Below are 21,889 nucleotides of genomic sequence, written 5' to 3'. Positions count from 1 at the left end.
TGGGCGCGCACCTTGCAAATACCCCTTCGCTGGCTACGTTGATAGCAAAACCACAGCACAGGTAAGCCTTCTCCCAACCGACCCATCCGGAAGTGTGTCGGCCCCGCTGAATCCGCTGCCCGGCAGCGCGCCTTGAGACAGACGGGATACGGAAATCCGCCATAAGAACAAGGACTTCGCATGAAACGTGGCCTGATGACTCACGTCCTCTCCCGCAGAGGCCGTACGGAATTCCTTTGCCTATCGCTCGCCCTCTTCGTGGGCCTGGTGATCGTCAGCTTCCTGCTGCTCGAAGCCCCCTTGCAGCAATGGCTGGACGGCCTCGGCCCGACCGCGACCGACCCGCTGCGCAGCCTGGGCCTGGCCGCCCTGCTGGTGGCCCTGCTGGCCCTGGACGTGGTGCTGCCGGTGCCCTCCAGCATGGTTTCGCTGCTCGCCGTGGCGGCCCTGGGCGCCGTCGGCGGCTACCTGGCGATCTTCACCGGGCTGTGCCTGGGCTCGCTGCTGGGGTACTGGCTGGGCGCCGGCTACATCCGCCTGCTCTCGGGCTGGCTCAACCTCGCCGACTGGGACAAGGCCAGCCGCCTGGCCAACCGCATCAACACCCTGTCGCTGATCTGCCTGCGCGGCGTGCCGGTGCTGGCGGAAACCTCCGTGCTCGCCGCCGGCATGCAGCGCTACCCGTTGCGCCGCTTCCTGGTCATCACCACCCTGGCCAACGCCGGCCTGGCGCTGGTGTACAGCGCCCTGGGCAGCGTCGTCGCCGAGGAACAGGTGCTGCTCTGGGCGGTGATGGCCAGCATGGTCCTGCCCGGGCTGTTCCTGCTCGGCAAGGGCGCCCTGGCCCGTCGCCAGCCCCGTGCCGCCAAGGCCGGCGAAACCCTGGATGGCCGCTTCACCGTGGCCTACCACTACCCGGTGCGCTTCACCGACCACCTGTTCGACCCCGCCAACCCCTGCCTGCATGAGCAACTGACCCAGCGCGGCAGCGCCCCCGTCTCGCTGCTGGCCTTCGCCGACCAGGGCCTGCTCGATGCCGCGCCCGGCCTCGGCGAACGCATCACCCGCTACGTGCAGGCCCACGGGGACCTGCGCCTGCTGGCCGCGCCCATCCCGGTGCCGGCCGGCGAAGCGGCGAAAACCGCCGAGGTGCTGCAGCGGCTCTACGCGCAGATGCTCGAACACGGCCTGGACCGTCATTGCTACGTGCTCGCCCTGGGCGGCGGTGCGCTGCTGGACAGCGTCGGCTACGCCTGCGCCACCTTCCACCGGGGCGTGCGCCTGGTGCGCATCCCCACCACCGTGCTGGCCCAGAACGACGCCGGCATCGGCGTCAAGAACGGCATCAACGCCTTCGAGCAGAAGAACCTGCTGGGCGCCTTCCAGCCCGCCGATGCGGTGCTCAACGACTTCCAGCTGCTGCTCAGCCTGCCGCGCCGCGACCAGTTGGCCGGGCTGGCCGAGGCAGTGAAGGTCGCCGCCATCAAGGACGCCGCCTTCTTCGCCTGGATGGAGCAGCACGCCGACGCACTCGCCCGTTTCGAGCACGCCCCCAGCCGCCACGCCATCCACCGCTGCGCCGAGCTGCACCTGCAGCACATCACCCGCGCCGGCGACCCCTTCGAGCGCGGCAACGGCCGGCCGCTGGACTACGGCCACTGGGCCGCCCACAAGCTGGAGAAACTCAGCCGCCACCGGCTCCGCCACGGCGAAGCGGTGGCCGTCGGCATGGCCCTGGATGCGCTCTACGCCCAGGCCAGCGGGCTGCTGCCCACCTCCGAGCTGGAGCGCCTGCTGCACCTGCTGCTGGGCCTGGGCTTCGACCTCTCCCCGGCGGAGCTGACCCTGCGCGATGAACAGGGCCAGCTGCGGGTGCTGCAAGGGCTGGAGGACTTCCGCCAGCACCTGGGCGGCGCCCTGTCGATCCCCATGCTCGACCGCATCGGCCACGCCGTGGACCTGCACCAGATCGACGACCTGCGCATGGAGCAGGCCATCGAACGCCTCGCCGGCTTCGGCCACCAGGCCTTCGCCCCTGCAGAGGGCGCCCCGTCATGATGGCCCAGGGCTCGCTGCACACCTGGCTGACCCTGGGGCGGGTCTCCAACCTGCCCACGGTCTGGACCAACGTCCTGGCCGCCGCGCTGATCGCCAGCGCGTCCGGGCCCTATGCCCCGCCCTCCTCCCTGGGCTGGCTCCTGCTGCTGGCGGCTGGGTCCGCGCTTTACCTGGCGGGCATGCTGCTCAACGACCTGTTCGACGCCGACTGGGACAGCCAGCACCAGAACCCGCGCCCCATCGCCCTCGGCCAGGCCAGCCGGCAGCAGGTGCTGCTGGCCAGCGCCGGGCTGCTGGGCGTGGCGGCCCTGGCCGTGCTCCTGCTCAGCCGCCTCGCCATGCAGCCCCTCTGGCTGCTGGCCAGCGCCGCCGCCCTGGCCGGGCTGATCCTGGCCTACAACCTGCTGCACAAGCACAACCTGCACAGCGTGTGGCTGATGGGCGGCTGCCGTGTCGCGCTGTACCTCACGGCCGCCGCCAGCCTCGGCGCCCCGTCGGCGTCCCTGTGGCTCTGTGCGCTGCTGCTGGGCACCTACATCAGCGGCCTCACCTACGTGGCCCGGCAGGAGCACCTCAACCGGCTCACCAGCCTGGTTCCGCTGCTGCTGATGCTCAGCCCGCTGCTGCTGGCCTTCCGCGGAGAAGGCCTGATGTTCTGGCTGATGCTGCTGCTCTGGCTCGGCTGGCTGGGCAAGAGCTACCGCCAGCACCTGGCACGACCGGACCAGCGCAACGTGCGGGCCTTCATCGGCGCCGGGCTGAGTGCGCTGCCGCTGTACGACGGCATGGTCCTGGCGCTGGCCAACGTGCCCCTGGGCAGCCTTCTGTGCATCGGCGTGTTCCTGCTCCTGCCGCGCCTGCAACGCTGGGTGAAACCGACATGAATCACATTGCCTGCCTCCTGCCCGACCTGCGCCTCGACACCGCACGGATTGCCGACCTGCACCAGGCTCTGGTCGCCGCCCTGGACGATGACGCGCGAGCGGCCTGGGAGCTGACCTGCCAGCGCCTGGCCGAACACCCCGATGGCGACACCCTGGCCCTGCTCAGTGGCCGCCTGCGGCGCCAGCTCGGCGAGCAGTACGTGCCGGGCCTGCACTGGCGGCGCGGTGAGCTTGGCCGCGCGTTGCTGCTGGCCCAGGCACTGGAAGCCCAGCCCGAAGGCGCCCGCGAAGCGCTGTTGAAGCGCTACTTCGCCTGGGGCGACGACCTGGAGAAGGCCGCCCTGCTCAAGGCCCTGGACTGGCTCGACGGCGACGGCATCTGCCTGGACCTCGCCCAGCAGGCCACCCGCACCAACAGCAGCGACGTGTTCGCCGCCCTGGCCCTGGACAACCCCTACGCCGCCCGCTTCTTCCCCGAGCGCGCCTTCCACCAGCTGATGCTCAAGGGCGTCGCCATGGAGCTGGACATGCGCCGCGTACAGGGGCTGGAGACGCGGCGCAACGGGGCGCTCAACCAACTGGTGCTGGACCAGTTGAACGAGCGCCTGGCCGCCGGCCGCAGCGCCCTGCCCGGCCTTGCCCAGCTGCTGGCCTGGCCCCTGCTGAGCCCGGCGCAGATCGCCAACCTGCAGGCCCACGCCCGCGCCGGCCGGCTGCCGCCCGGCTGGCTGCCCGCCGACTTCCCCCGCACCTGATTCCCCGCACACCGAGAAAGGACGCCCCCATGCCCAGGTACTTCGACCCGCACATCCACATGGTCAGCCGCACCACCGACGACTACCAGAACATGGCCGACGCCGGCATCACCGGCGTCATCGAGCCGGCCTTCTGGCAGGGCCAGGCCCGCACCAACCTGGGCAGCTTCATCGACTACTTCGACACCCTGGTGGGCTGGGAGCGCTTCCGCGCCAGCATGTTCGGCATCCACCATTTCTGCACCATCGGCCTCAACCCCAAGGAGGCCAACAACATGGCCCTGGCCAACGAGGTGCTGGACATTCTCCCGCGCTACCTGGTCAAGGAAGGCGTGGTGGGCGTCGGCGAGATCGGTTACGACGACATCACCCCCGAGGAGGAGCACTTCTTCGCCCGCCAGCTGGACCTGGCCAAGCGCTTCAACCTGCCGGTGCTGGTGCACACCCCGCACCGCGACAAGATCGGCGGCACCCGCCGCACCCTCTCGGTGATCCGCGAGGTGGGCGTCCCCGAGCACCTGGTGCTGATCGACCACCTCAACGAGCTGACCCTGCCCCTGGTGATGGAGAGCGACTGCTGGCGCGGGCACTCCATCTACCCCAACACCAAGATGTCCGAGCAGCGCATGGTGGCGCTGCTGCAGCAGTACGGCACCGAGAAGATGGTGGTCAACAGCGCCGCCGACTGGGGCGTCAGCGACCCGCTGAAGGTGCCCAAGACCGGCGAAGCCATGCGCCAGGCCGGCTTCAGCGAGGCCCAGGTGGAGCAGGTGCTGTTCGACAACCCGGTGGACTTCTTCGCCCAGAGCGGCCAGCTGGACAAGGCCGAAGTCGGCAGCCTGCTGCCCATCGATCAACGCCGTCTCTGGCAGGAAAACTCGGCCCTGCGCGGCCAGGAACCGGTGGTGAAATGAACGGCGCGATGGGATGGACCCCAGCGCAACTGGGTTACTGCGGCAACGTCCACCCGGCCCATGACCTGGAGGCACTCTGTGCCTCCATCGCCGGGCCGTTCCAGGCGGTGCGCCGGCAGCGTGGCCTGGCCGAACAGGACAGCGGCCTGTGGATCAGCGCCCACGCTGCCAGCGAACTGCAGGTGCCGGCCCGCCGCCGCGCCTTCCTCGCCCTGCTGCGGCGTTGCGGGCTGCGCCTGACCTCGCTGAACGGCTTCCCCTTCGGGCGCTTCCACGGTGCGGCGGTCAAGGCCGAGGTGTACCAGCCCGACTGGGCCGATCCCCGGCGCCTGGCCTACAGCCTGCAACTGGCGGAGCTGCTGGCCGAGGCCCTGCCGGAGGACTGCAACCAGGGCGTTATCTCCAGCGTGCCCCTGGGCTACCGCGCGCATTGGACGCCGGCCCGCCAGCAGCACGCGGAGAACCGCCTGCGCCAGCTCACCCGGGGCCTGGCCGAGCTGCGCCAGCGCACCGGCAAGCACATCCGCCTGTGCCTGGAGATGGAGCCGGATTGCGTGCTGGAGCGCACCGAGGAGGCCCTGGCGTTCTTCACCCGCTGGCGCGACACGGACCCGAACTGGCGCTACCTGGCGCTGTGCGTCGACGTGTGCCACCAGGCGGTGCTGTTCGAGGAGGTGGGCGAATCCCTGGTGCAGCTGCACCAGGCCGGTATCCCGGTGGGCAAGATCCAGCTCTCCAACGCCCTCGCCTGCCAGCTGCCGATCCAGGCACGCGCCCGTGCCCTGGCCCTGGAGCGGCTGGCCGGCTTCGCCGAAGGCGTCTACCTGCACCAGGTGAAGGGCCGCCGTCACGACGGCGGGCTGAGCAGCTGGGCCGACCTGCCCCAGGCCCTGGCCGACCCGGCGCTGCACACCTGCGTGGAGCTGCGCGTGCACTTCCACGTACCGCTGTTCACCGAGCGCTTCCAGTGGCCGGAGCTGCACGGCACCCAGGCGGCCCTGCATGCCGTCTTCGACACCCTGGCCGCGCACCCCGGGTTGCACCCGGTGCTGGAGGTGGAAACCTACAGCTGGAACGTGCTGCCCGAGGCCCTGCGCCCGGCCAGCGAAACCGCCCTGGCCCAGGGCATCGCCGCGGAACTGGCCTGGGTCGATGACCAGCTGGTCTCGCGCTTCGGCCCGGCCCTGCGCCGGCGGGTGGTGCGCCATGGCTGATCCCAGGCCCCTGCTGCTGGTGGACGTGGTCGGGCTGACCCCGTCCCTGCTCGGCGATAACACCCCGCACATCAACGCCCTGCTCAAGCGCGGGCGCATGGCCGGCCTGCAGCCGGTGTTCCCGGCCGTCACCACCAGCGTGCAGGCCTCTATGCTCACCGGCCTGCCGCCGTCGGGGCACGGCATCGTCGGCAATGGCTGGTACTTCCGCGACCAGGCCGAGGTGCGCTTCTGGCTGCAGCCCAACGCCCTGGTCCAGGGCGAGAAGGTCTGGCAGGCCATCGCCCGCCAGTGGCCGGAGTTCCGCTGCAGCCAGCTGTTCTGGTGGTACAACATGTACGCCGACGTCAGCGCCTCCATCACCCCGCGCCCGCACTACCCCGCCGACGGGCGCAAGGTGTTCGGCCTCTATTCGTCCCCCGCCTCGCTGCACGCGGAGATCGAGCAGCGCATCGGCACCTTCCCCTTCCCCAGCTTCTGGGGCCCGATGGCCGGCATCGGCTCCAGCCGCTGGATCGTCGACTGCGCCATGGCCGAGTTCGACCTCAACCGACCGCACCTGCAACTGGTCTACCTGCCCCACCTGGACTACGACCTGCAGCGCCTCGGCCCACGCCACCCGGAGATCGGTGCGCAGGTGCGCGCCATCGACGCCGAGGTGGGCCGCCTGCTGGACTTCGCCCGCACCCAGGACGCCGCGGTGATGCTGGTGTCCGAGTACGGCATCGAGCCGGTGCAGCAGTCCATCTCCATTAACCGCCTGCTGCGGGCCGAAGGCTGGCTGCAGGTGCGCCGCTCGCTGAGCTGGGAGCTGCTCGACCCCGGCGCCAGCGCGGCCTTTGCCGTGGCCGACCACCAGGTGGCCCACGTCTACGTGCGCGAGCCCCGCGAGCTGCGCCGGGTCAAGGCGCTGCTGGCGCGCCAGCCGGGCATCGAGCGGGTGCTGGACCGTGACGAGCAGCGCGCCTGGCAGCTGGACCACCCCCGCGCCGGCGACCTGGTGGCCATGGCCGCGCCCGGCTACTGGTTCGATTACTACTACTGGTTCGACGACCGCCTCGCGCCGGACTTCGCCCGCACCGTGGACATCCACCGCAAGCCCGGCTACGACCCGCTGGAACTGTTCGTCGACCCCGCCATCGCCTTCCCGCGCCTGCGGGTGGCGCGGCGCCTGGCGCAGAAGCTGCTCGGCTTCCGCTACTACATGGATCTGATCCCCCTGGACACCCGCCTGGTGCGCGGGAGCCACGGCCGTCTTCCCGCCAGCGACCAGGATGGGCCGCTGCTGATCACCGATTGCGACCTCCCCTTACCGGACCGCCTGCCGGTCACCTCGGTAAAACACCTGCTCCTGCAGTACTTCCTGGGGCACCGCACTCTCGACAAGGCTTCGGCCAAGGAGACCCCATGCAACGAGCCCTCTCCCTTGCAGTCCTGAGCATCCTGGCCGGTTCGGCCCAGGCCCAGAGCCAACCCTCCTTCGACTGCACCGGTTTCTTCGACTACGGCGGCCATGCCGATGCCCTGCGAACGCAGTTCACCGGCGCACCGGAAGTCACCGCCTGGAACTGGTTCGTCTGCCTCAACCAGCCCGAAGTCAAGGGCAGCACCAGCCGTGTCTGGGAGGGCCTCAAGCCCACCGACCAGGTGTTCCTGCCCAACGGCGGCAAGCCGCTGCCCTACAACGAGCGCGAACCCACCCCCACCACGGTGCTGAAACAGGCCGAGCAACTGGGCCTGGACACCAAGGCCACCTTCCACAACCTCGACAGCATCCAGCAGGTGGACGGCCTGGTGCTGGAAATGGGCGGCCAGGTGCCGGCGGCGCAGAAAGGCAAGCCGGTGCGCTTCCAGCTGCTGATGGGCCAGGGCACCTTCGACTACATCGTCGACAAGCAGGTCTACAACGTCGACGGCCAGGCCGCGCTGACCGCCAACCTGGCCTTCCCCGCCAACGCCTGGGAGGTGAAGACGGCGTGGATCTGGATCGGCACCGACGCCACCTTCCGCAAGACCCTGGAGAACGACGGCTACTACATCGCCCAGGCCTACTACCTGAAGAACGGCAGCCAGTACGAGGTGGGCTACGCCGCCCTCAGTGGCATGCACGTGATCAACAAGCTGACCCCCGACTGGGTCTGGACCACCTTCGAGAACCGCAACAACGGCAAGTACACCGTCACCAACGACATCCCGCCCAAGCCGATGACCAACAGCACCGGCCCGACCCCGGCGGCCCAGACCGCCAATGCCCAGTTCCAGCCGCAGTACGCCGCGCTGGGCCAGTACGAGCTGATCGGCGTGCAGTACATCGCCGGCGGCGAGCCTAAGCTGCTGGCCAACTCGCAGCTGGAGTCGGCCTTCCAGAGCCAATCCTCATGCCTGGCCTGCCATGGCACGGCGGCCTATTCGGCGAAGAGTGGCTACTTCAAGTTCGCCCTGCCGTCCCAGGACGGCATCGCCTACCCCGTGGAGCCGCTGCCGGAGAGCGCCTTCGCCGGCTACAACCAGCTGGACTACGTCTGGTCGCTCAAGCGCGCCCAGTGGAAACGTTAAGGAGGACGAACCATGAGCGTCTTGAACTTCCCACGGCTCTACATGAACGGGCATTTCTTCTGGAACCCGCCCACGGCCAACAACAACGACGTCCTCCCGCTCTACGACGCGGTGAAGATGGACCTGAACTGGCCGTTCCTGTCGCACTACGGGATCCATCCCGAGAACGCCCGCACGAAACTGCTGCCCTGGATCATCAGTGCGCTGCCCTATGACCAGGTCCCGGACTACGTGCTGCAGGTGCCGGGCAACGGGAGCCCCAGCGGCTACCCGATGATGCCGGCGGAATGGGACCTGTTCGGTGACAACGCCTGCGGCACCGTGGACTACAACGACATCCGCTCGCTGATCATCGGCGGCGAACTGCAGGCCAACAGCTACATCGAGCAGGACCCCATTGTGGGCAAGGGCTACCAGCTGCTGGGCAACCCCTTCGGCAGCGACAAGCCCACCCCGGCGCGCTTCGTCGACATCAGCCCCTGGCAGAACACCTTCACCGCGCTGTACTTCGACCGCCTTGTGCTGGGCGACGCCACCTGCGGGCTGACGGCCACCCGCGCCTACCGCATGCTCGACCGCTTCCTCAACTTCAACTGGGGGGCCGTGCAGGGTCTGAACACAGTCACCACCGCCTGGCAGACCTGCTTCCCCCGCGAGAACCTGCAGTGGCAACTGGGCGACTCGGCCCTGCTCAAGGTCCTGCAGCAACAGATGGACGCGCAGAACGCCCAGGGGTTGATGTTCCGCTTCACCACCTACCTGACCTACTACGACCGCAACGGCATCTTCAACGACTACCCACCGGTCAACACGCGCAGCAACAGCCTTAAAGCCCTTGAGGCACTTCAGGGCATCTACCAGGCCGGCCTCGACAACGTGGCCGACATCGTCCTCAACCCCGCCTACAGCCGCACGGCGGGTGTGCTGGGCCTGTGGTTCGCCGATGAGTACCCCACCGCCCCGGCCGGTCGCCGGCTGGAGCCGGCCGGGAAATTCCCGATCCCGGGCGGGAACCCGAAGGCAACGATCCAGTTGGGGGTGATCTCCGCCCAGGCCCAGGGCGACCTGCTGTCACTGGACCTGGGCACCGGTTTCCCCTTCGCCCCCCTGCCGAACAGCCAAAACACGGTACCGGAGTGCGAGAAGCTGCAACTGGGTGATTTCCAGGTCGGCATCCAGCAGAACGGCGAGTTCCAGCCCCTGGCCGACCTGACTTTCGCCCAGTACGCCCAGGCCGCCTTCGACAAGCGTGCAGGCCTGGTGGACCTGCCGGTGACGGATGCCGTGTCCAAGACCGAGGTCGGCACCCTGGCCCTGCAGACCCAGGGCAGCAGCCCGATGCTCGCCGCCCAGCAGCAGATGTGGACCGCCGAGGTGGTCGAGAGTGGCACCTTCATCGACGTCGGGGACACCCGCACCCTGCAGATCATGGTGCAGTACGACGGCCTGCCCGCACCGGCCGGCACCACCCTGTGGGTGGCGGAGTACAACAACCCCTTCATGCTGACCACCAGCAACTACTACCTGGCGTTCAGCAACGACATCGACTTCACCCTGATCAAGGACCACCCCACCCACCGCAAGGACAACAAACCGGGTATGCCGCAGTTTCTCGGTACCCAGGCACCGGGGGCCGTGATCAACGAGGGCAGTGGGCGCAGCCTGCGTGCCACTGACGAGGCCCCGGAGGATGATTTCGTACCCATCCGCTACCAGACCTACCTGAAAACCCCGGCCGGTCTCAGCCTGGCACCCTGCCTGCAGTTCATCCCGTCCATCCCGCGTTCCGGCGTGCTGGATAACGGCGCCAGGGTGGACTACAGCCTCACCCAGATCACCACCGACGCCAACGGCATCGCCCAGGTGACGGTCAAGGCCATCGCTGCCGGCTTCCCGACCCTGCGCTTCTTCGTTCAGGACGGCCCCGGCGCGGCGCCTGCGGTGCCCTTCAGCTTCGATTACATGGAGGCCTACACCGACTTCCTCGCACCCTTGCGAGTGCTGCCGGACGAGCCCGGGCTGATGGACGAGTTCGTCACGGCCTGGAACCAGGTGTGCAAGCAGACGGACGCACGGGTGCTGATCTGGGAGGGCTTCATCTACCCGCGCATCTTCGAGCCGTTCTATTACCTCTACCCGATCATGGACAAGTACATGCCGCTGAATTCCCTGCAGCGCATCGAGGGCGCCATCGACCAGTTGATCCTCCTGGTCAGCAAGCCCTACCAGGAGGAAAGCACCCTTGCCATGCCCATCACCCGCGACCTGCCGCAGAGCCGGCGCGCGGTGCTGGAACGCTGGGCCAACGAGCTGGTGAAGCTCAACTACCCGCCCCGGCCCCTGACCTGAACCGTCGTTGACCTGGAACCCGCAGGCGGGCCGGCACCGCTCGCCCGCCCTGCCGTTACGAAGGAGAGTCCCCATGAAGAAAACCCGACTGCTCGCCTGGCTGCTGCCCCTCGCACTGCTCGGCCAACCCGCCCTCGCCGCCGATGACGAAGGCGACGTGTTCTTCACCAACGGCGTGCACAACACCCTCGGCTGCGACGCCAGCAACGGCAACTGCATCGCCACGCGCAAGCCCGGCGAGCCCAGCGATCCGTTCTTCCCCGCCACCTGGGTCAGTGACTGGACCATGTTCCGCGTCACCCAGAACTACGAGAAGAACCCGCCGCCCTACAGCAACCCGCCCAGCACCCTCAAGCCGGCCGACTACACCGTCTCCAAGGGCACCAGCTACTACGACACCACCTACATCCCCGCCGATGGCGACGGCTACGGCGCGATGATGGAGCACTACGAGAAGTACTGCCTGCCGATCTTCCCGATCAAGGACAACAACTACACCTGCTCCTTCGTTTCCCTGGGCAACAAGGCCTACTTCCTCACCTACGAGGACCGGCCCAAGACCATGCCCGAGTGCTGCGCCTTCTCGCCGATGAACCACCCGGCGCGGCAGGACTTCGTCCAGCACCTGCCCTACAGCCCGACCCGCAGCCAGAACCTGGGCGGCAGCGTGCAGGCCTATGCGCTGGACGTGCAGTCGCCCCAGGGGCCGATCCTGTTCGGCTACGCCTTCTACAAGGACGCCACCCGCGCAGCACCGGGCCAGCCGCTGTTCCGCCACCCGCAGTCGTTCTACTTCTCCGGGGACGCCAGCGTCGCCAACGCGCCCATCGTCAGCCAGAACTACGTGAACTTCCGCATCGAGAAGCCCGACCCGGCCAAGACCTGGGACCAGGTGGCCAAGAAGTGCCCGGTCAACCCCGAGCCCTGCCAGCTGTTCAACCCGCCGGCGCCCCAGGCCAACGGGGCCAAGGCGCAGTGGAACCAGCTGAAATCCATCCAGCCCTGATCGGCAAGGAGCGCCCCCATGAACCCGACCTTCCGCTACGCCGGCTCCGCCCTGCTGCTGGCCAGTGCCCTCGCCTGCCAGGCCCGTGAGCAGCCCCAGGCCGCCGTCACCGGCACCACCCCCGCCTGCCAGCCGCCCACCAGCGCGCCGGCCCCCACTGCCGCCCAGGCCGATTTCGACCGCTACAGCTGGCAGCTCTTCATCGCCCTCAACTGGCCGGTGCAGGCCGGCCAGCGCGGCCAGCCGGACTGCAGCCAGCCCCTGGGCGCCCCCGGGCCCACCGTCTGGCAGAGCTACAAGGACGTGAACGAGATATTCCTGCCCAACGGCCAGAACCCTGGGCCCTGGAACACCCCGATGAGCGCCCGCAGCCTGGGCCTCATCAACATCGCCGCGCTGAAGAACACCTCCGTGGTGCAGGCGGTGGACCAGGCCGTGGGCGGCTGGCTGATCGACCAGCGCGGCAACCCCACCTACTACGACATCGCCGCCAACGAGGTCTCGTACGACTACATCGTGCAGAACCGTTTCTATGACCTGAGCGTGGTGAGCCAGGCGCGCAACATCGCCTTCCCCGCCCAGGCCACCGAGATCAAGGCTGCCTGGCGGGTGCTGACGCCCCAGGACAATGCCGCGCGCTACTTCACCACCCGTGCCCAGGTGGCGCAGTTCAACAGCCAGGGCGTCGCCACCGGCACCACAGTGGAGGCCACCCTGGGCCTGGTGGGGCTGCACATCATCGTCAAGGCGCCGGGCTACCCGCAGTGGGTCTGGTCCACCTTCGAGCAGGTGGACAACGTGCCCGGTGGCAGCGGCAGCGCCAGCCCTTATAGCTACTATGACGCCAGCGCCCCGGCGAGCAACGTCAACCAGTCGCCCTGCACCTGGCAGCAGCAGGGCAGTGACCTGATCTGCGTTCCCAAGCCCGGCACCACCTTCCAGACCCCCGACCCGCTGACCCGCGTCACCCCCATCGCCAGCGACACGGCGGCGGTCAACGCCCAGTACCAGCAGAACGTGCAGCAGAGCGTGCTGCGCTACTACCAACTGGTCACCACCCAGCGCCCGCTGATGCCGGACAACCCGGGCAACCCGCTGGGCCAGCCGACCCCGGCGCTGTCCGCCAACGTCACCATGGAGAGCTACATCCAGCCCAATAGCAGCTGCATGAACTGCCACTCCATGGCCACGGCGAAGAACAGCCCCTACAAGTCCGACTTCTCCTACCTGTTCAAATTCGCCAAGGCGCCCGCCTCGGCCGCTCTCAACAAGGACGAGGAATGACCCCATGAGCATCCTGAACGGACCCCGACTGAACTTCTGGGGCGGCATCCGCACCGACGTGAGCCTGCCCAACAACTCGCCGACCATTCCCATGGGCACCGACGACTCGCAGACCCTCGACCTGTTCGACATCCCCAACTCCCAGGTGGCCACCCAGGCCCAGGGCTACAGCGACGACGAACTCAACGACCTGATGAATGCTCCCTTCAAGGACTACTACACCGCTGGGGGCTGGAACCATTACGGCCAGCATGTGGTGGACATGCAGAACGTGCTGATCAGCTCCCAGGGCACGCCCGGTGCCATCAGCACCACCGGTGACCTGGTGGGCCAGCCGGTGTACCTGCTCGGCTCGGTGGACCCGGTGACCGGCCAGGCTCCGGTGTCCGGCCCGATGATGGTGGACCTGGACCCCACCGGCACCACCACGACCCAGATCTACATGGGCGGCCTGCAGATCGGCGGCACCACCGACCCGCAACTGGTGATCCACGCCAATGTGGTGGCCAGCAGCTTCGACCTGGCCAAGCGATTGCTCTCCGGTATTGCCGATGCGCCGGGCTCCTGCGTCATCAGCGGCACCTTCCAGGTCACCTTCCCGCTGAGCGCCATCGTCAGCTGGAACCAGAACAGCGCGGCCCTCAAGAGCCTGATCGAAGCACCCGGTGCCACGGGCCTGGTGCTGCGCTTCGTGATGTTCGAGATGTGCCCGGGCATGACCACTGCCCAGCTGGACGCGGACTATGCCGCCGGCCGCTACACGCCGAACCCGAGCATCGGCCGGGTCATCGGCACGCTGGCCCCGGCGTTCGCCGGTGAACCGCAGATCTGCCCGGCCGGCCGTTCGCTGTTCAACGCCGACACCGGCGGCGCGGGCTATGCCCAGGTGGTGCCCGCCAGCGCGCCAGGCCATTGCGGCTGGCTGAGCCTGGACATGGTCAACCTGATCCCCAAGGCCACCTTCCGCGCCGATCGCACCGACATCACCAGCCCCATCGGCCCCAATGCCGACTACGGCCCGGTGACCATCACCGCCGGGGGGCTGACCCTGGCCACTCTGCCCGCCGACTCGGCGCTGCTGCAGCAGTACTACGTCTACGGTGGCCTGGTGGACATTCCCCTGACCCACCCGGCCTGTGAACTGGCCAGCACCACGGCCCTGGGCATGCATGCACCCAACATGGTTGCCGGCACCCAGCTGAAGGTCAGCGAAACCCCGCTGCGCATCTACAGCGACCAGCGCAACCTGTACATGGACGACTACCCCGACGGCCTGACCCTGACCCTGCAGGTGCGCTACCTGGGCGGGCCGCTGCCCCTGGCCAAGCCCATCAGCCTGGACACCGGCCCGGCCGGCAACCTGGACGACCGCTCCACCTGGGACATGCTGCAGATCCCAGAGGACCCGGTGGTGGCACCGGCTGGGCAGACCGAAGTGCAGGTGGCGCTCTCACGCAAGCCCAACACGGCCGCCCAGGCCGGCTACACCACCCTGTCGTACACCCTGGGCAAGTCCACCGGCTTCACCAACTTCCGTTTCTACTCCCACACCGACTTCGGCATCCCCGCCGGCAGCACCGTCACCTGGGACCAGGTCTACCCGGCTGTGCTGCGCTTCCACTACCTGGCCTTCCCCGCCATGTCCCGCTTCATCCCGCTGAACCAGCAGGACGCGATCTGGAATGCGCGCCAGGCGATCCTCGCGCGCACCGATGACGCCTACAAAGGCACCACGCTGTACATGCCGGTGGTGCGTTCCATGTCGCCGTGCCAGCGGGCGCTGCTCAAGGCCTACCTCACCAGCAGCCCCTGGCAACCCCCGGCAGCCTGAGGAGCAGCAGCCATGACCATCCATATCCCCTTCAACCCCCGCGACGCCGTTCGTAGCGGCACGGTGATCGCCGAGGGCCTGCTCAACCCTCGGGGCCTGTGCCTGGAGCCCGACGGCAGCCTGCTGCTGGTGGAGGCCGGCTCCGGGCACGCCGACCAGCCCCTCAGCGGGCGCATCAGCCGGCTGCGCCCGGCGCCGGGCACCTCCGGCCACTACCAGGCGCCGGAGGTGATCGCCGAGGGCTTCCGCTCCATGAACATGCAGGTGCGCATGCTGCGGGACGAGATCATGGGGCTGTCCGACGTGTGCTGCGCCGGTGGGCGCTGCCTGGCCAGCCTCACCGACTACGTGGACGGCTCGCGCATCCTCGACCTCGGCCAATCGCCTCCGGCCACGCTGTTCCGCAGCCGGGGCAACCTCAACGCCCTGTGCTACCACCCGGGGCGCCGCAGCTGGCTGTCGGTCAAACCGGATACCAACCAGGTGGTGGAGTTCGTCGAGGGCTATGACGAGCGGGTGCTGGTCCAGTTGCCAGACCTTGCCCAGGGCCAGGAGGCGGTGCCGGTGACCCTGGTGCACGAGCCGGCCACCGGTGCGCTGCTGGTGACGCTGTTCTCCGGTGAGTTGCGCCGCGACCCGGCGCTGCGCGGCGTGGAGTTCGCCGACCACGCCGGGCAGGTGATCCGCGTCTGGCCCGAAGACGGCCGCATCGAGACGGTGGTGTTCGGCTTGCAGCTGCCTACCGGCCTGGCACTGACGAAGGACGGCAACCTGCTGGTCCTGGAGCTGTGCCAACGACTGCTGCAACCGCTGACCCCGGATTGGGCCGGCGCCGCCTGGCACGGCGGGTTCGAGCGCTTCAGCGGGCGCCTGCTGCACTGCGACCTGAGCCGTGGCACGGTCGCGGTGCTGGCCGAAGGGCTGGATACGCCGTCCAACCTCTGCCTGCTGCCCGATGCGGTGCTGGTCAGCGAAGGCATGGGGCTCAGCGGTCGACCGTTGCCGACGCCGGGTGCGGGCACCGCCCCGCTGGACGGCCGCATCCGCCGCATTCCCCTGACCGGACTGGGCTGATCAGCGCGCCGTGGCCAGGTCCCGGACGATCTCGTCGGCCAGTTCGGCGGCGACCTCGTCCAGGTTGCGCTCCAGTGCCCGGCGCTCCAGCAGGAACTTGGCTGCTGCCACCTGGGGATTGCGTGACACCAGCGCACCCGGCAGGCGCCCGGAACGGTCCTGGGCGGCCAGCTGGCGGAGTTCGCCAGCGGCCAGGTCGCTGATCCACACCTGGGCCTCGACGCTGCTGGCACCCGCGCCGAACCCCACCGCCGTGCGCACCAGGCGCCGGCCACCCAGGCTGGCGACCTGGCCCTGGATCAGCCAGCCACTCTGCGGCAGGGGCTGGCGCTCATCCAGACGCGACACCTGCACCTGCCGTGCGCCAAGGGCCTGCTGCAACGCGACGCCCAGCTGGGTTGCTCGCTCGCGCTGCTGGGCATCGCCTGGGTCTTGCGCGACGAAGTCGGTGAGGTAGAGCGCCGGCTCCGCCGCGAACGTGGCGACGGGCAACAGCAGGACAGCGGCAAGCAGGATCGAGCGCATGAAGGAACCCTGTAGGAACTGGGGGAAGCAGCCTGGACCAGGGCCGGGCGCCCTGTCGAGGGCGACCCGGCGAAGCGCGGCACGAGCGGAATGAACGGCATTATCCGGTTGCGGGCTCGCCGGGCACGTCACGCTGGCGGCTGCAGGAGCGCCCAGCCGTCTTGGCCTCGTAGAGGGCCGCATCCGCCGCCTTGAGCAGGTCGGCCGGAGACAGGTGCGGGTGCAACGTCGGTTCTGCTGGCACGAAACTGGCGACGCCGATGGAGACAGAAACCTGGCCCTTGTCGCTTTCGGCATGGGGAATGCCCAGCCGAGCCACCTCATGGTGGATGTGCTCGGCAACCTCCCAGGCCCCATCCGGCCCGGTGTCCGGCAACAGCAGGGCGAACTCCTCGCCGCCGTAGCGAGCCACCACATCGATTGCGCGCTTGGCACAGCGACGCAGGGCCGCCGACACCAACACCAGGCACTGGTCGCCCTGGATGTGGCCGTAGGTGTCGTTGTAGCGCTTGAAGAAGTCGATATCGAGCAACACCAGGGACACCGCGCTGCCGCTGCGGCTGGCGCGAACGCACTCGCGCTCCAGGGCGGCATCGAGGGTGCGGCGGTTGGACAGCCCGGTGAGGCCGTCGGTCTGGGCCAGTACATTGAGGCGGTCGAGGGCCTGCTTGAGCCGGAGGTGGGTGCGCACCCGGGCAGCGACGATGGCCGGGCGGATGGGCTTGGCGATGAAGTCCACCGCGCCCAGGGCCAGGCCGGCCTCCTCCATGTCGCCTTCAGTGTGGCTGGTGATGAAGATCACCGGGATGGCCTCCAGCACCGGGTCCTTCTTCAGCGCCTCGCAGACCTGAAAGCCGCTCATGCCGGGCATCTCCGAATCGAGGATGACCAAATCCGGGAAGCTCTCCCGGGCAATGCGCAACCCCTCCTCCCCGGAGGTGGCGAAGCGGATCTGGCCCAGGCCGTTCAGGGCCTTGCTCAGGGCGCGGATGGCCAGGGTGTCGTCATCCACCAGCAGGATGATGGCGTCATGCATGCTCGCTTCCCTCGTCGTCAATCAGTCCATGGGCCGCCAGGACGTCCAGTGCCTGGTCGAATTGCAGGTCGTCCACCGCCTTCCAGGCCGCGTCCGCCAATGCCTGGCCGCCTTTTGCCAGCAGGGCCGCCACGGCGTCGGGAAAGGTGTCGATGGCCGCCATGTCACGGCCTTGCAGTTGGGTGATCAACCTCTCCAGGGCCTGCTCGGCCTCGCCGGCGTCCTGCGGTCCGGAGGCCGGGGTACTCAGCTGTGTCTCCAGATAAGGTGCGGCGGCCGCGCGCAGGGCCACCAGGGCTTCGGACACCTGCTGCAGGGCCAGGCGCTGCTCGGCGCTGCCGGCCGGCCTGCGGATGCTCGACTCGCCATCGCCGCAGGCCCGGTGCAGCGCCATGGCCCCCAGCAGACCGGCGGAGCCTCGCAGCTTGTGCAGCTTGCCAGCCAGGGTCGCCGCATCACGGCTGAGCAGTTGCTGGGCGAGTTGGGTGTCCTCGAGGTCGGCAAATTCGTTGAACAGCTTGTTCAGCGACCCGAGGAAGAGGTCGATGTCGTTTCCCAGCCGGTTCGCCGCCTCCCGGGCGTCGATGCCGGGGATTACCGGCCAGGCCTGCTCGTCTTTCTGCTCCAGGCGGGCGGAGAGGTTGCGCACGGGCAGCGGTTCCAGGCGGAACTGCTCGATCAGCCGACGCAGGGTGCGGATCAGCGAGGTCGGCTCCAGGGGCTTGGAAAGGAACTCGTTCATGCCGGCCGCCTCGGCCTGGCGGCGCTCCTCGGCCAGGGCACCAGCGGTCAGGGCGATCACCGGCAGGCGGGTCAGGCCGAGCTTCCCGCGCAGGGTGCGGGTGGCTTCATAGCCGTCCATTTCCGGCATCTGCACGTCCATCAGCACCGCGTCGTAGTGATCCGGTGCCTGTTCGAGACGTTGCACCGCCTCGCGCCCGTTCATGGCGGTGTCCACCTCGGCGCCCTGCTGCCCAAGCAGCAGGCTGGCCACTTCGAGGTTGATCTCGCTGTCGTCCACCAGCAGCAGGCGGGTGCCCTCCAGCCAGCGGGTGGAGCGGGTATCCAGGTCGGTGCCGAGCATCACCTTCTCGGTGTTGCCGACATGGCGGACCACTGCCGAGTTGACGGCATTGAACAGGCTGGAGCTGTCCACCGGCTTGCGCAGGGCCTGGTCCACCAGTCCGCCACTCTCCCGCACATAGCCGTCGAGTTCGTGGGCCGAGACCAGCAGGCTGCTGGGCAGGCGGGTCGGGGCGAGAATACGTGCGCTCTCTTCCAGCACGGCAACGCCGTCGAGCCCTGGCATCTGCCAGTCCACCAGCAGCACGTCGGGCAGCTGCAAGCCGTGCTGCACGCGCTCGCGCAGCAGGTCCAGCAGGGCTTCGCCGCTGTCCAGCATGCGCACCCGCCAGCCGAGCCCACGGCAATGGCGCGCCAGTTGCTGGCGGTCGGCTTCGCTGTCGTCCACCACCACCACTTCCAGGCTGCGTGCGGTGGCGGTGGCGGTGGCGTCCAGATCGGTCTGGGCGATTTCCAGCGGAATCTCCACCCAGAACTCGCTGCCCTGCCCCAGTACGCTGCGCACCCCGGCGCTGCCGCCCATCTGCTCGGCCAGGCCACGCACCACGGACAACCCCAGCCCGGTGCCGCCGAAGCGACGGGTGGTGGAGGCATCGGCCTGGGTGAAGGGCGAAAACAGTTGGTCCACTACTTCGGCGGCGATGCCGCAGCCGGTGTCGACGACCGTGAGGGTCACCCGGACCTGTTCGGCATCGACCTCCCGGCAGGCGACACGAACGGTGATCTGCCCGGTGGCGGTGAACTTCAGCGCGTTGCCCACCAGGTTCATGAGGATCTGGTTGATCCGCAGGGAGTCCCCCAGCACTTGCGCCGGCAGTTCGTCGAGGCCCTCCAGGGTGAAGCCCAGGCCCTTGGCCTCGGCCTGGGGCGAGAACAGCTCGCCCAGCTCCTGCAGCAGCTGGCGGAGGCTGAAGGGGCGGCTCTCCAGGCGCATCTCGCCGGCCTCGATCTTGGCGATGTCGAGGATGTCGTTGATGATCCCCAGCAGCGAACGCCCGGCGATCTCCAGCTTGCCTAGCAGGTTGCGCTGCTCCTCGTTGAGCGGGGTGTTCTGCAGCAGGTGGGCGACGCCGATCACGGCGTTCATCGGGGTGCGGATCTCGTGGCTCATGTTGGCCAGGAACAGGCTCTTGGCCGCGTTGGCGCGTTCGGCTGCCACCGTGGCGGCACGCAGCTCCTCGCTGGATCGCCGCCGCTCGGTGATGTCCTGGGCGATGCTCAGGTAGCCGATGGCTTCGCCGCCGGTGGTGCGGATGGCGGTCATCACCATGGACACCGGCACCGCGCTGCCATCCTGGCGGATGTAGGTCCACTCACGGGTTTCCGCGCCCTGGCTGTCGGCTTTCAGGCACAGCACCTCCAGCCCCTGAACTCTGCGCCCGGCTTCGGCACTGAGTTCTTCGCCGCGCCGGTTGATCTCGCCCTGCTCATGGAGCGAGAGGATCGACAGCAGGCCCACCGCATCGTCGGCCCGGTAGCCCAGCAGGCGCTCGGCGCCCCGGTTGAAGATCGCCACCCGGCCGTGGGTGTCGGTGGCGATGATGGACACCTCCGAGGAGGCGTTGAGCACGCCCTGCAGCAGGCCGGCAAGGCGTGACAGCTCGGCGGTGCGTTGGCTCACCTCCAGTTCGAGCTTGGCGCTGAATTCGCGCAGGTAGTTCTCGGCGCGCAGGCGGTCGCTGATGTCGTGCATCAGCTTGGCAGCGGCGAGGATCGTGCCGTCCGGCTCGCGGATCAGGCTGCAGGTGATGGCCACGTCGATCAGGTGGCCCTGCTTGTGCCGACGCTGGGTCTCCAGGGTCGAACCCAGCTCGCCCCGCGAGACCCGTTCGAGCAGGTCTTCGTCCTCCGAGAAGCGTTCGGGGGGCACCAGCAGCGGCGCCAGGGGGCGGCCGATGACCTCATCGGCGCGGTAGCCGAACATCTGCTCGGCGGCGGGGTTCCAGGTGACGATGGTGCCATCCAGGGCCTCGCCGATGATGGCGTCCCGGGAGTTCTCGATGATGGTGGCCAGGCGCGCCTGTTGCGCGGAGATGGTCCTCTGCCGCTGCCGCGAGACCAGCAGGGCACCGGTCATGCCGGTGAGCAACAGGCTGGCCAGGGTGCCGATGCCGAACACGCGCTCCGGGCTGGGCAACTCCAGGCGCTGGATGTAGTTGGCGTGGGGGCTGATCTCGAAGCGCCAGGTGCGCCCGTAGACCTCGCGCTGGAAGCTGGCGCTGGCAACCCCGTCGTCCACATGGTCGGGCAAGGAGTCGTAGATGAGGTGGTTGGTGTTGCTGTCCACAACGTCGTAGAGGGTCAGGTGCAGGTCGCTGGCCGGGTAGGTCATCGAGCGCATCACTTCCTGCATGGACAGGGGCGCATAGGCCCAGCCCAGGGTGTTGCGCTGGCGCTCTTCGACGGTGGGCGGCGTATCCGGCGTGGCGTAGACCGGCAACAGCAGGAGAAAGGCGCGCGAGGGCTCGACCGACTCCTGCACCAGGGTGATGGGCGCGGTAAGGGTCGGCTGGCCGGTATTCATCGCCTTGACGGCGGCGAGGCGACGGCGGGTTTCGGAAGCGATGTCGAGGCCGAAAGCGGCCTGGTTGCGCTGGGCAGGGTCTACGAACTCGATCACGTAGCGCTCGCCGGCGTGGGCGGCGAATTGGCGAATGCTGAAGTCCGGCATGCCGTCCGCCCGGGTCCGACGGAGAAACGCAGCTTCATCCTCGGGCGCGACGCGGCGTATGAAGCCGAAGCCCCGGGCTCCGGGAAACTCCTTCTCGATGTCGCGGACACGGCCGAAGCGCGCCAGCAGATCACGGGTGACGTTGGGCAACTGCAGCATGTAGATCGCGCCGCGGATGCTGCGCAGGCGGTAGGTGTAGATGTCCAGCCGGCCGATCAGCTCGTGCTCGATCAGCTTGCCGTCGTTGAGCAGCATCTGGTGGATGAAGCTCTGGTTGCGATTGGCCTGGTGCTGGCTGACCAGCAGGCTGGCGAGCAGCCCGGCACCCAGCACTACCAGCATCCATGCCACCACGATCACGGCCTGCCTTCTGATCATCCTTCGTTCCCGGCGTCTGTCCCGAACAGCCGGGGCAAGACGTCTTGACGCCCCGGCGGCTGCTTTTCGACAGCGTAGACGCTGGTCGGGTGTTTGCAGGCCGAATGCCGGCACAGGCACGCCGTGTGGAGTCGTCACCGTCCGAGAAAGCGTCGCTCCACGTCAAAACGGATGCCCGGGGTCTTCCTACACTGGTGCCGCTCCGTTTCCCAGGTGGCCTGGCAGTCGGGATGCGGTGGATGGGACGAAACCACGACGAACAGGAGAACAC

General features: G+C 68.5%; 15 protein-coding genes. 12 read left to right on the top strand and 3 right to left on the bottom strand.

The genetic code is table 11. The annotated features are described in order from the left end of the window. Positions 1-180: 180 nt before the first annotated feature. From SZ55_RS05885 to SZ55_RS05830, 12 genes are all read left to right on the top strand, one after another. The gene (locus tag SZ55_RS05885; protein ID WP_044402794.1) at positions 181-2,058 is read left to right on the top strand and encodes a 3-dehydroquinate synthase; all 1,878 of its coding nucleotides are present in this window, start codon (positions 181-183) and stop codon (positions 2,056-2,058) included. Beyond that, positions 2,058-2,942: a UbiA family prenyltransferase gene (locus SZ55_RS05880; RefSeq protein WP_044403194.1), complete on the top strand. Its 885-nt coding sequence runs from the start codon at positions 2,058-2,060 to the stop codon at positions 2,940-2,942. Before SZ55_RS05885 ends, SZ55_RS05880 begins: the two co-directional genes overlap by 1 nt. Continuing rightward, positions 2,939-3,697, top strand: a complete 759-nt coding sequence (locus SZ55_RS05875; protein WP_044402792.1) for an EboA domain-containing protein — start codon at positions 2,939-2,941, stop codon at positions 3,695-3,697. The genes SZ55_RS05880 and SZ55_RS05875 overlap by 4 nt, the downstream gene beginning before the upstream one ends. A 29-nt stretch (positions 3,698-3,726) precedes the next feature. Continuing rightward, positions 3,727-4,611 carry a TatD family hydrolase gene (locus SZ55_RS05870; protein WP_044402789.1) on the top strand — a complete coding sequence of 295 codons (885 nt, stop codon included), beginning with the start codon at positions 3,727-3,729 and terminating at the stop codon, positions 4,609-4,611. Continuing rightward, a complete protein-coding gene (gene eboE / locus SZ55_RS05865) occupies positions 4,608-5,825 on the top strand; it encodes a metabolite traffic protein EboE (RefSeq protein WP_044402786.1) in 1,218 nt (405 codons plus the stop codon). Before SZ55_RS05870 ends, eboE begins: the two co-directional genes overlap by 4 nt. Continuing rightward, the gene (locus tag SZ55_RS05860) at positions 5,818-7,263 is read left to right on the top strand and encodes an alkaline phosphatase family protein (RefSeq protein ID WP_044402784.1); all 1,446 of its coding nucleotides are present in this window, start codon (positions 5,818-5,820) and stop codon (positions 7,261-7,263) included. The genes eboE and SZ55_RS05860 overlap by 8 nt, the downstream gene beginning before the upstream one ends. Further along, positions 7,233-8,381 carry a hypothetical protein gene (locus SZ55_RS05855; protein WP_044402781.1) on the top strand — a complete coding sequence of 383 codons (1,149 nt, stop codon included), beginning with the start codon at positions 7,233-7,235 and terminating at the stop codon, positions 8,379-8,381. The genes SZ55_RS05860 and SZ55_RS05855 overlap by 31 nt, the downstream gene beginning before the upstream one ends. A 12-nt stretch (positions 8,382-8,393) precedes the next feature. After that, a complete protein-coding gene (locus SZ55_RS05850; protein WP_044402777.1) occupies positions 8,394-10,730 on the top strand; it encodes a hypothetical protein in 2,337 nt (778 codons plus the stop codon). Positions 10,731-10,803: 73 nt separating this feature from the next. After that, positions 10,804-11,736 (top strand): hypothetical protein, encoded by a 933-nt coding sequence (locus tag SZ55_RS05845; RefSeq protein ID WP_044402774.1) that lies wholly within the window; start codon positions 10,804-10,806, stop codon positions 11,734-11,736. Positions 11,737-11,754: 18 nt separating this feature from the next. Beyond that, entirely contained in the window at positions 11,755-13,020 is a 1,266-nt protein-coding gene (locus tag SZ55_RS05840; RefSeq protein ID WP_044402771.1) for a hypothetical protein, read from the top strand. Positions 13,021-13,024: 4 nt separating this feature from the next. Continuing rightward, on the top strand, positions 13,025-14,851 hold the full coding sequence (locus SZ55_RS05835; protein ID WP_044402768.1) for a hypothetical protein: 1,827 nt from the start codon (positions 13,025-13,027) through the stop codon (positions 14,849-14,851). Positions 14,852-14,863: 12 nt separating this feature from the next. After that, on the top strand, positions 14,864-15,925 hold the full coding sequence (locus SZ55_RS05830; RefSeq protein WP_044402765.1) for a hypothetical protein: 1,062 nt from the start codon (positions 14,864-14,866) through the stop codon (positions 15,923-15,925). Here SZ55_RS05830 and SZ55_RS27060 read toward each other — a convergent pair whose 3' ends face one another. From SZ55_RS27060 to SZ55_RS05815, 3 genes are all read right to left on the bottom strand, one after another. Next, positions 15,926-16,450 (bottom strand): DUF4410 domain-containing protein, encoded by a 525-nt coding sequence (locus SZ55_RS27060; protein ID WP_052807536.1) that lies wholly within the window; start codon positions 16,448-16,450, stop codon positions 15,926-15,928. A gap of 100 nt (positions 16,451-16,550) precedes the next feature. After that, positions 16,551-17,486, bottom strand: coding sequence for a diguanylate cyclase (locus tag SZ55_RS05820; protein ID WP_044402762.1), 936 nt, complete (start codon positions 17,484-17,486; stop codon positions 16,551-16,553). Then, complete coding sequence (locus SZ55_RS05815; protein WP_236692392.1) at positions 17,479-21,618, bottom strand: CHASE domain-containing hybrid sensor histidine kinase/response regulator; 4,140 nt, start codon at positions 21,616-21,618, stop codon at positions 17,479-17,481. The genes SZ55_RS05820 and SZ55_RS05815 overlap by 8 nt, the downstream gene beginning before the upstream one ends. Between the last annotated feature and the right edge of the window lie 271 nt (positions 21,619-21,889).

The organism is Pseudomonas sp. FeS53a, assembly GCF_000931385.1.
Classification (GTDB): Bacteria; Pseudomonadota; Gammaproteobacteria; order Pseudomonadales; family Pseudomonadaceae; genus Metapseudomonas; species Metapseudomonas otitidis.
Note: the sequence above shows the minus strand (reverse complement) of the source record. Positions and strands in the feature narration are given on the sequence as shown.

What these genes read in the sequence shown, in the direction of transcription:
- SZ55_RS05870 (WP_044402789.1), top strand. Translation starts at nt 3,727, where the DNA reads ATGCCCAGGTACTTCGACCCGCACATCCACATGGTCAGCCGCACCACC.
- SZ55_RS05835 (WP_044402768.1), top strand. Translation starts at nt 13,025, where the DNA reads ATGAGCATCCTGAACGGACCCCGACTGAACTTCTGGGGCGGCATCCGC.
- SZ55_RS05860 (WP_044402784.1), top strand. Translation starts at nt 5,818, where the DNA reads ATGGCTGATCCCAGGCCCCTGCTGCTGGTGGACGTGGTCGGGCTGACC.
- SZ55_RS05875 (WP_044402792.1), top strand. Translation starts at nt 2,939, where the DNA reads ATGAATCACATTGCCTGCCTCCTGCCCGACCTGCGCCTCGACACCGCA.
- SZ55_RS05845 (WP_044402774.1), top strand. Translation starts at nt 10,804, where the DNA reads ATGAAGAAAACCCGACTGCTCGCCTGGCTGCTGCCCCTCGCACTGCTC.
- SZ55_RS27060 (WP_052807536.1), bottom strand. Translation starts at nt 16,450, where the DNA reads ATGCGCTCGATCCTGCTTGCCGCTGTCCTGCTGTTGCCCGTCGCCACG.
- SZ55_RS05830 (WP_044402765.1), top strand. Translation starts at nt 14,864, where the DNA reads ATGACCATCCATATCCCCTTCAACCCCCGCGACGCCGTTCGTAGCGGC.
- SZ55_RS05850 (WP_044402777.1), top strand. Translation starts at nt 8,394, where the DNA reads ATGAGCGTCTTGAACTTCCCACGGCTCTACATGAACGGGCATTTCTTC.
- SZ55_RS05840 (WP_044402771.1), top strand. Translation starts at nt 11,755, where the DNA reads ATGAACCCGACCTTCCGCTACGCCGGCTCCGCCCTGCTGCTGGCCAGT.
- SZ55_RS05885 (WP_044402794.1), top strand. Translation starts at nt 181, where the DNA reads ATGAAACGTGGCCTGATGACTCACGTCCTCTCCCGCAGAGGCCGTACG.
- SZ55_RS05815 (WP_236692392.1), bottom strand. Translation starts at nt 21,618, where the DNA reads ATGATCAGAAGGCAGGCCGTGATCGTGGTGGCATGGATGCTGGTAGTG.
- SZ55_RS05820 (WP_044402762.1), bottom strand. Translation starts at nt 17,486, where the DNA reads ATGCATGACGCCATCATCCTGCTGGTGGATGACGACACCCTGGCCATC.
- SZ55_RS05880 (WP_044403194.1), top strand. Translation starts at nt 2,058, where the DNA reads ATGGCCCAGGGCTCGCTGCACACCTGGCTGACCCTGGGGCGGGTCTCC.
- eboE (WP_044402786.1), top strand. Translation starts at nt 4,608, where the DNA reads ATGAACGGCGCGATGGGATGGACCCCAGCGCAACTGGGTTACTGCGGC.
- SZ55_RS05855 (WP_044402781.1), top strand. Translation starts at nt 7,233, where the DNA reads ATGCAACGAGCCCTCTCCCTTGCAGTCCTGAGCATCCTGGCCGGTTCG.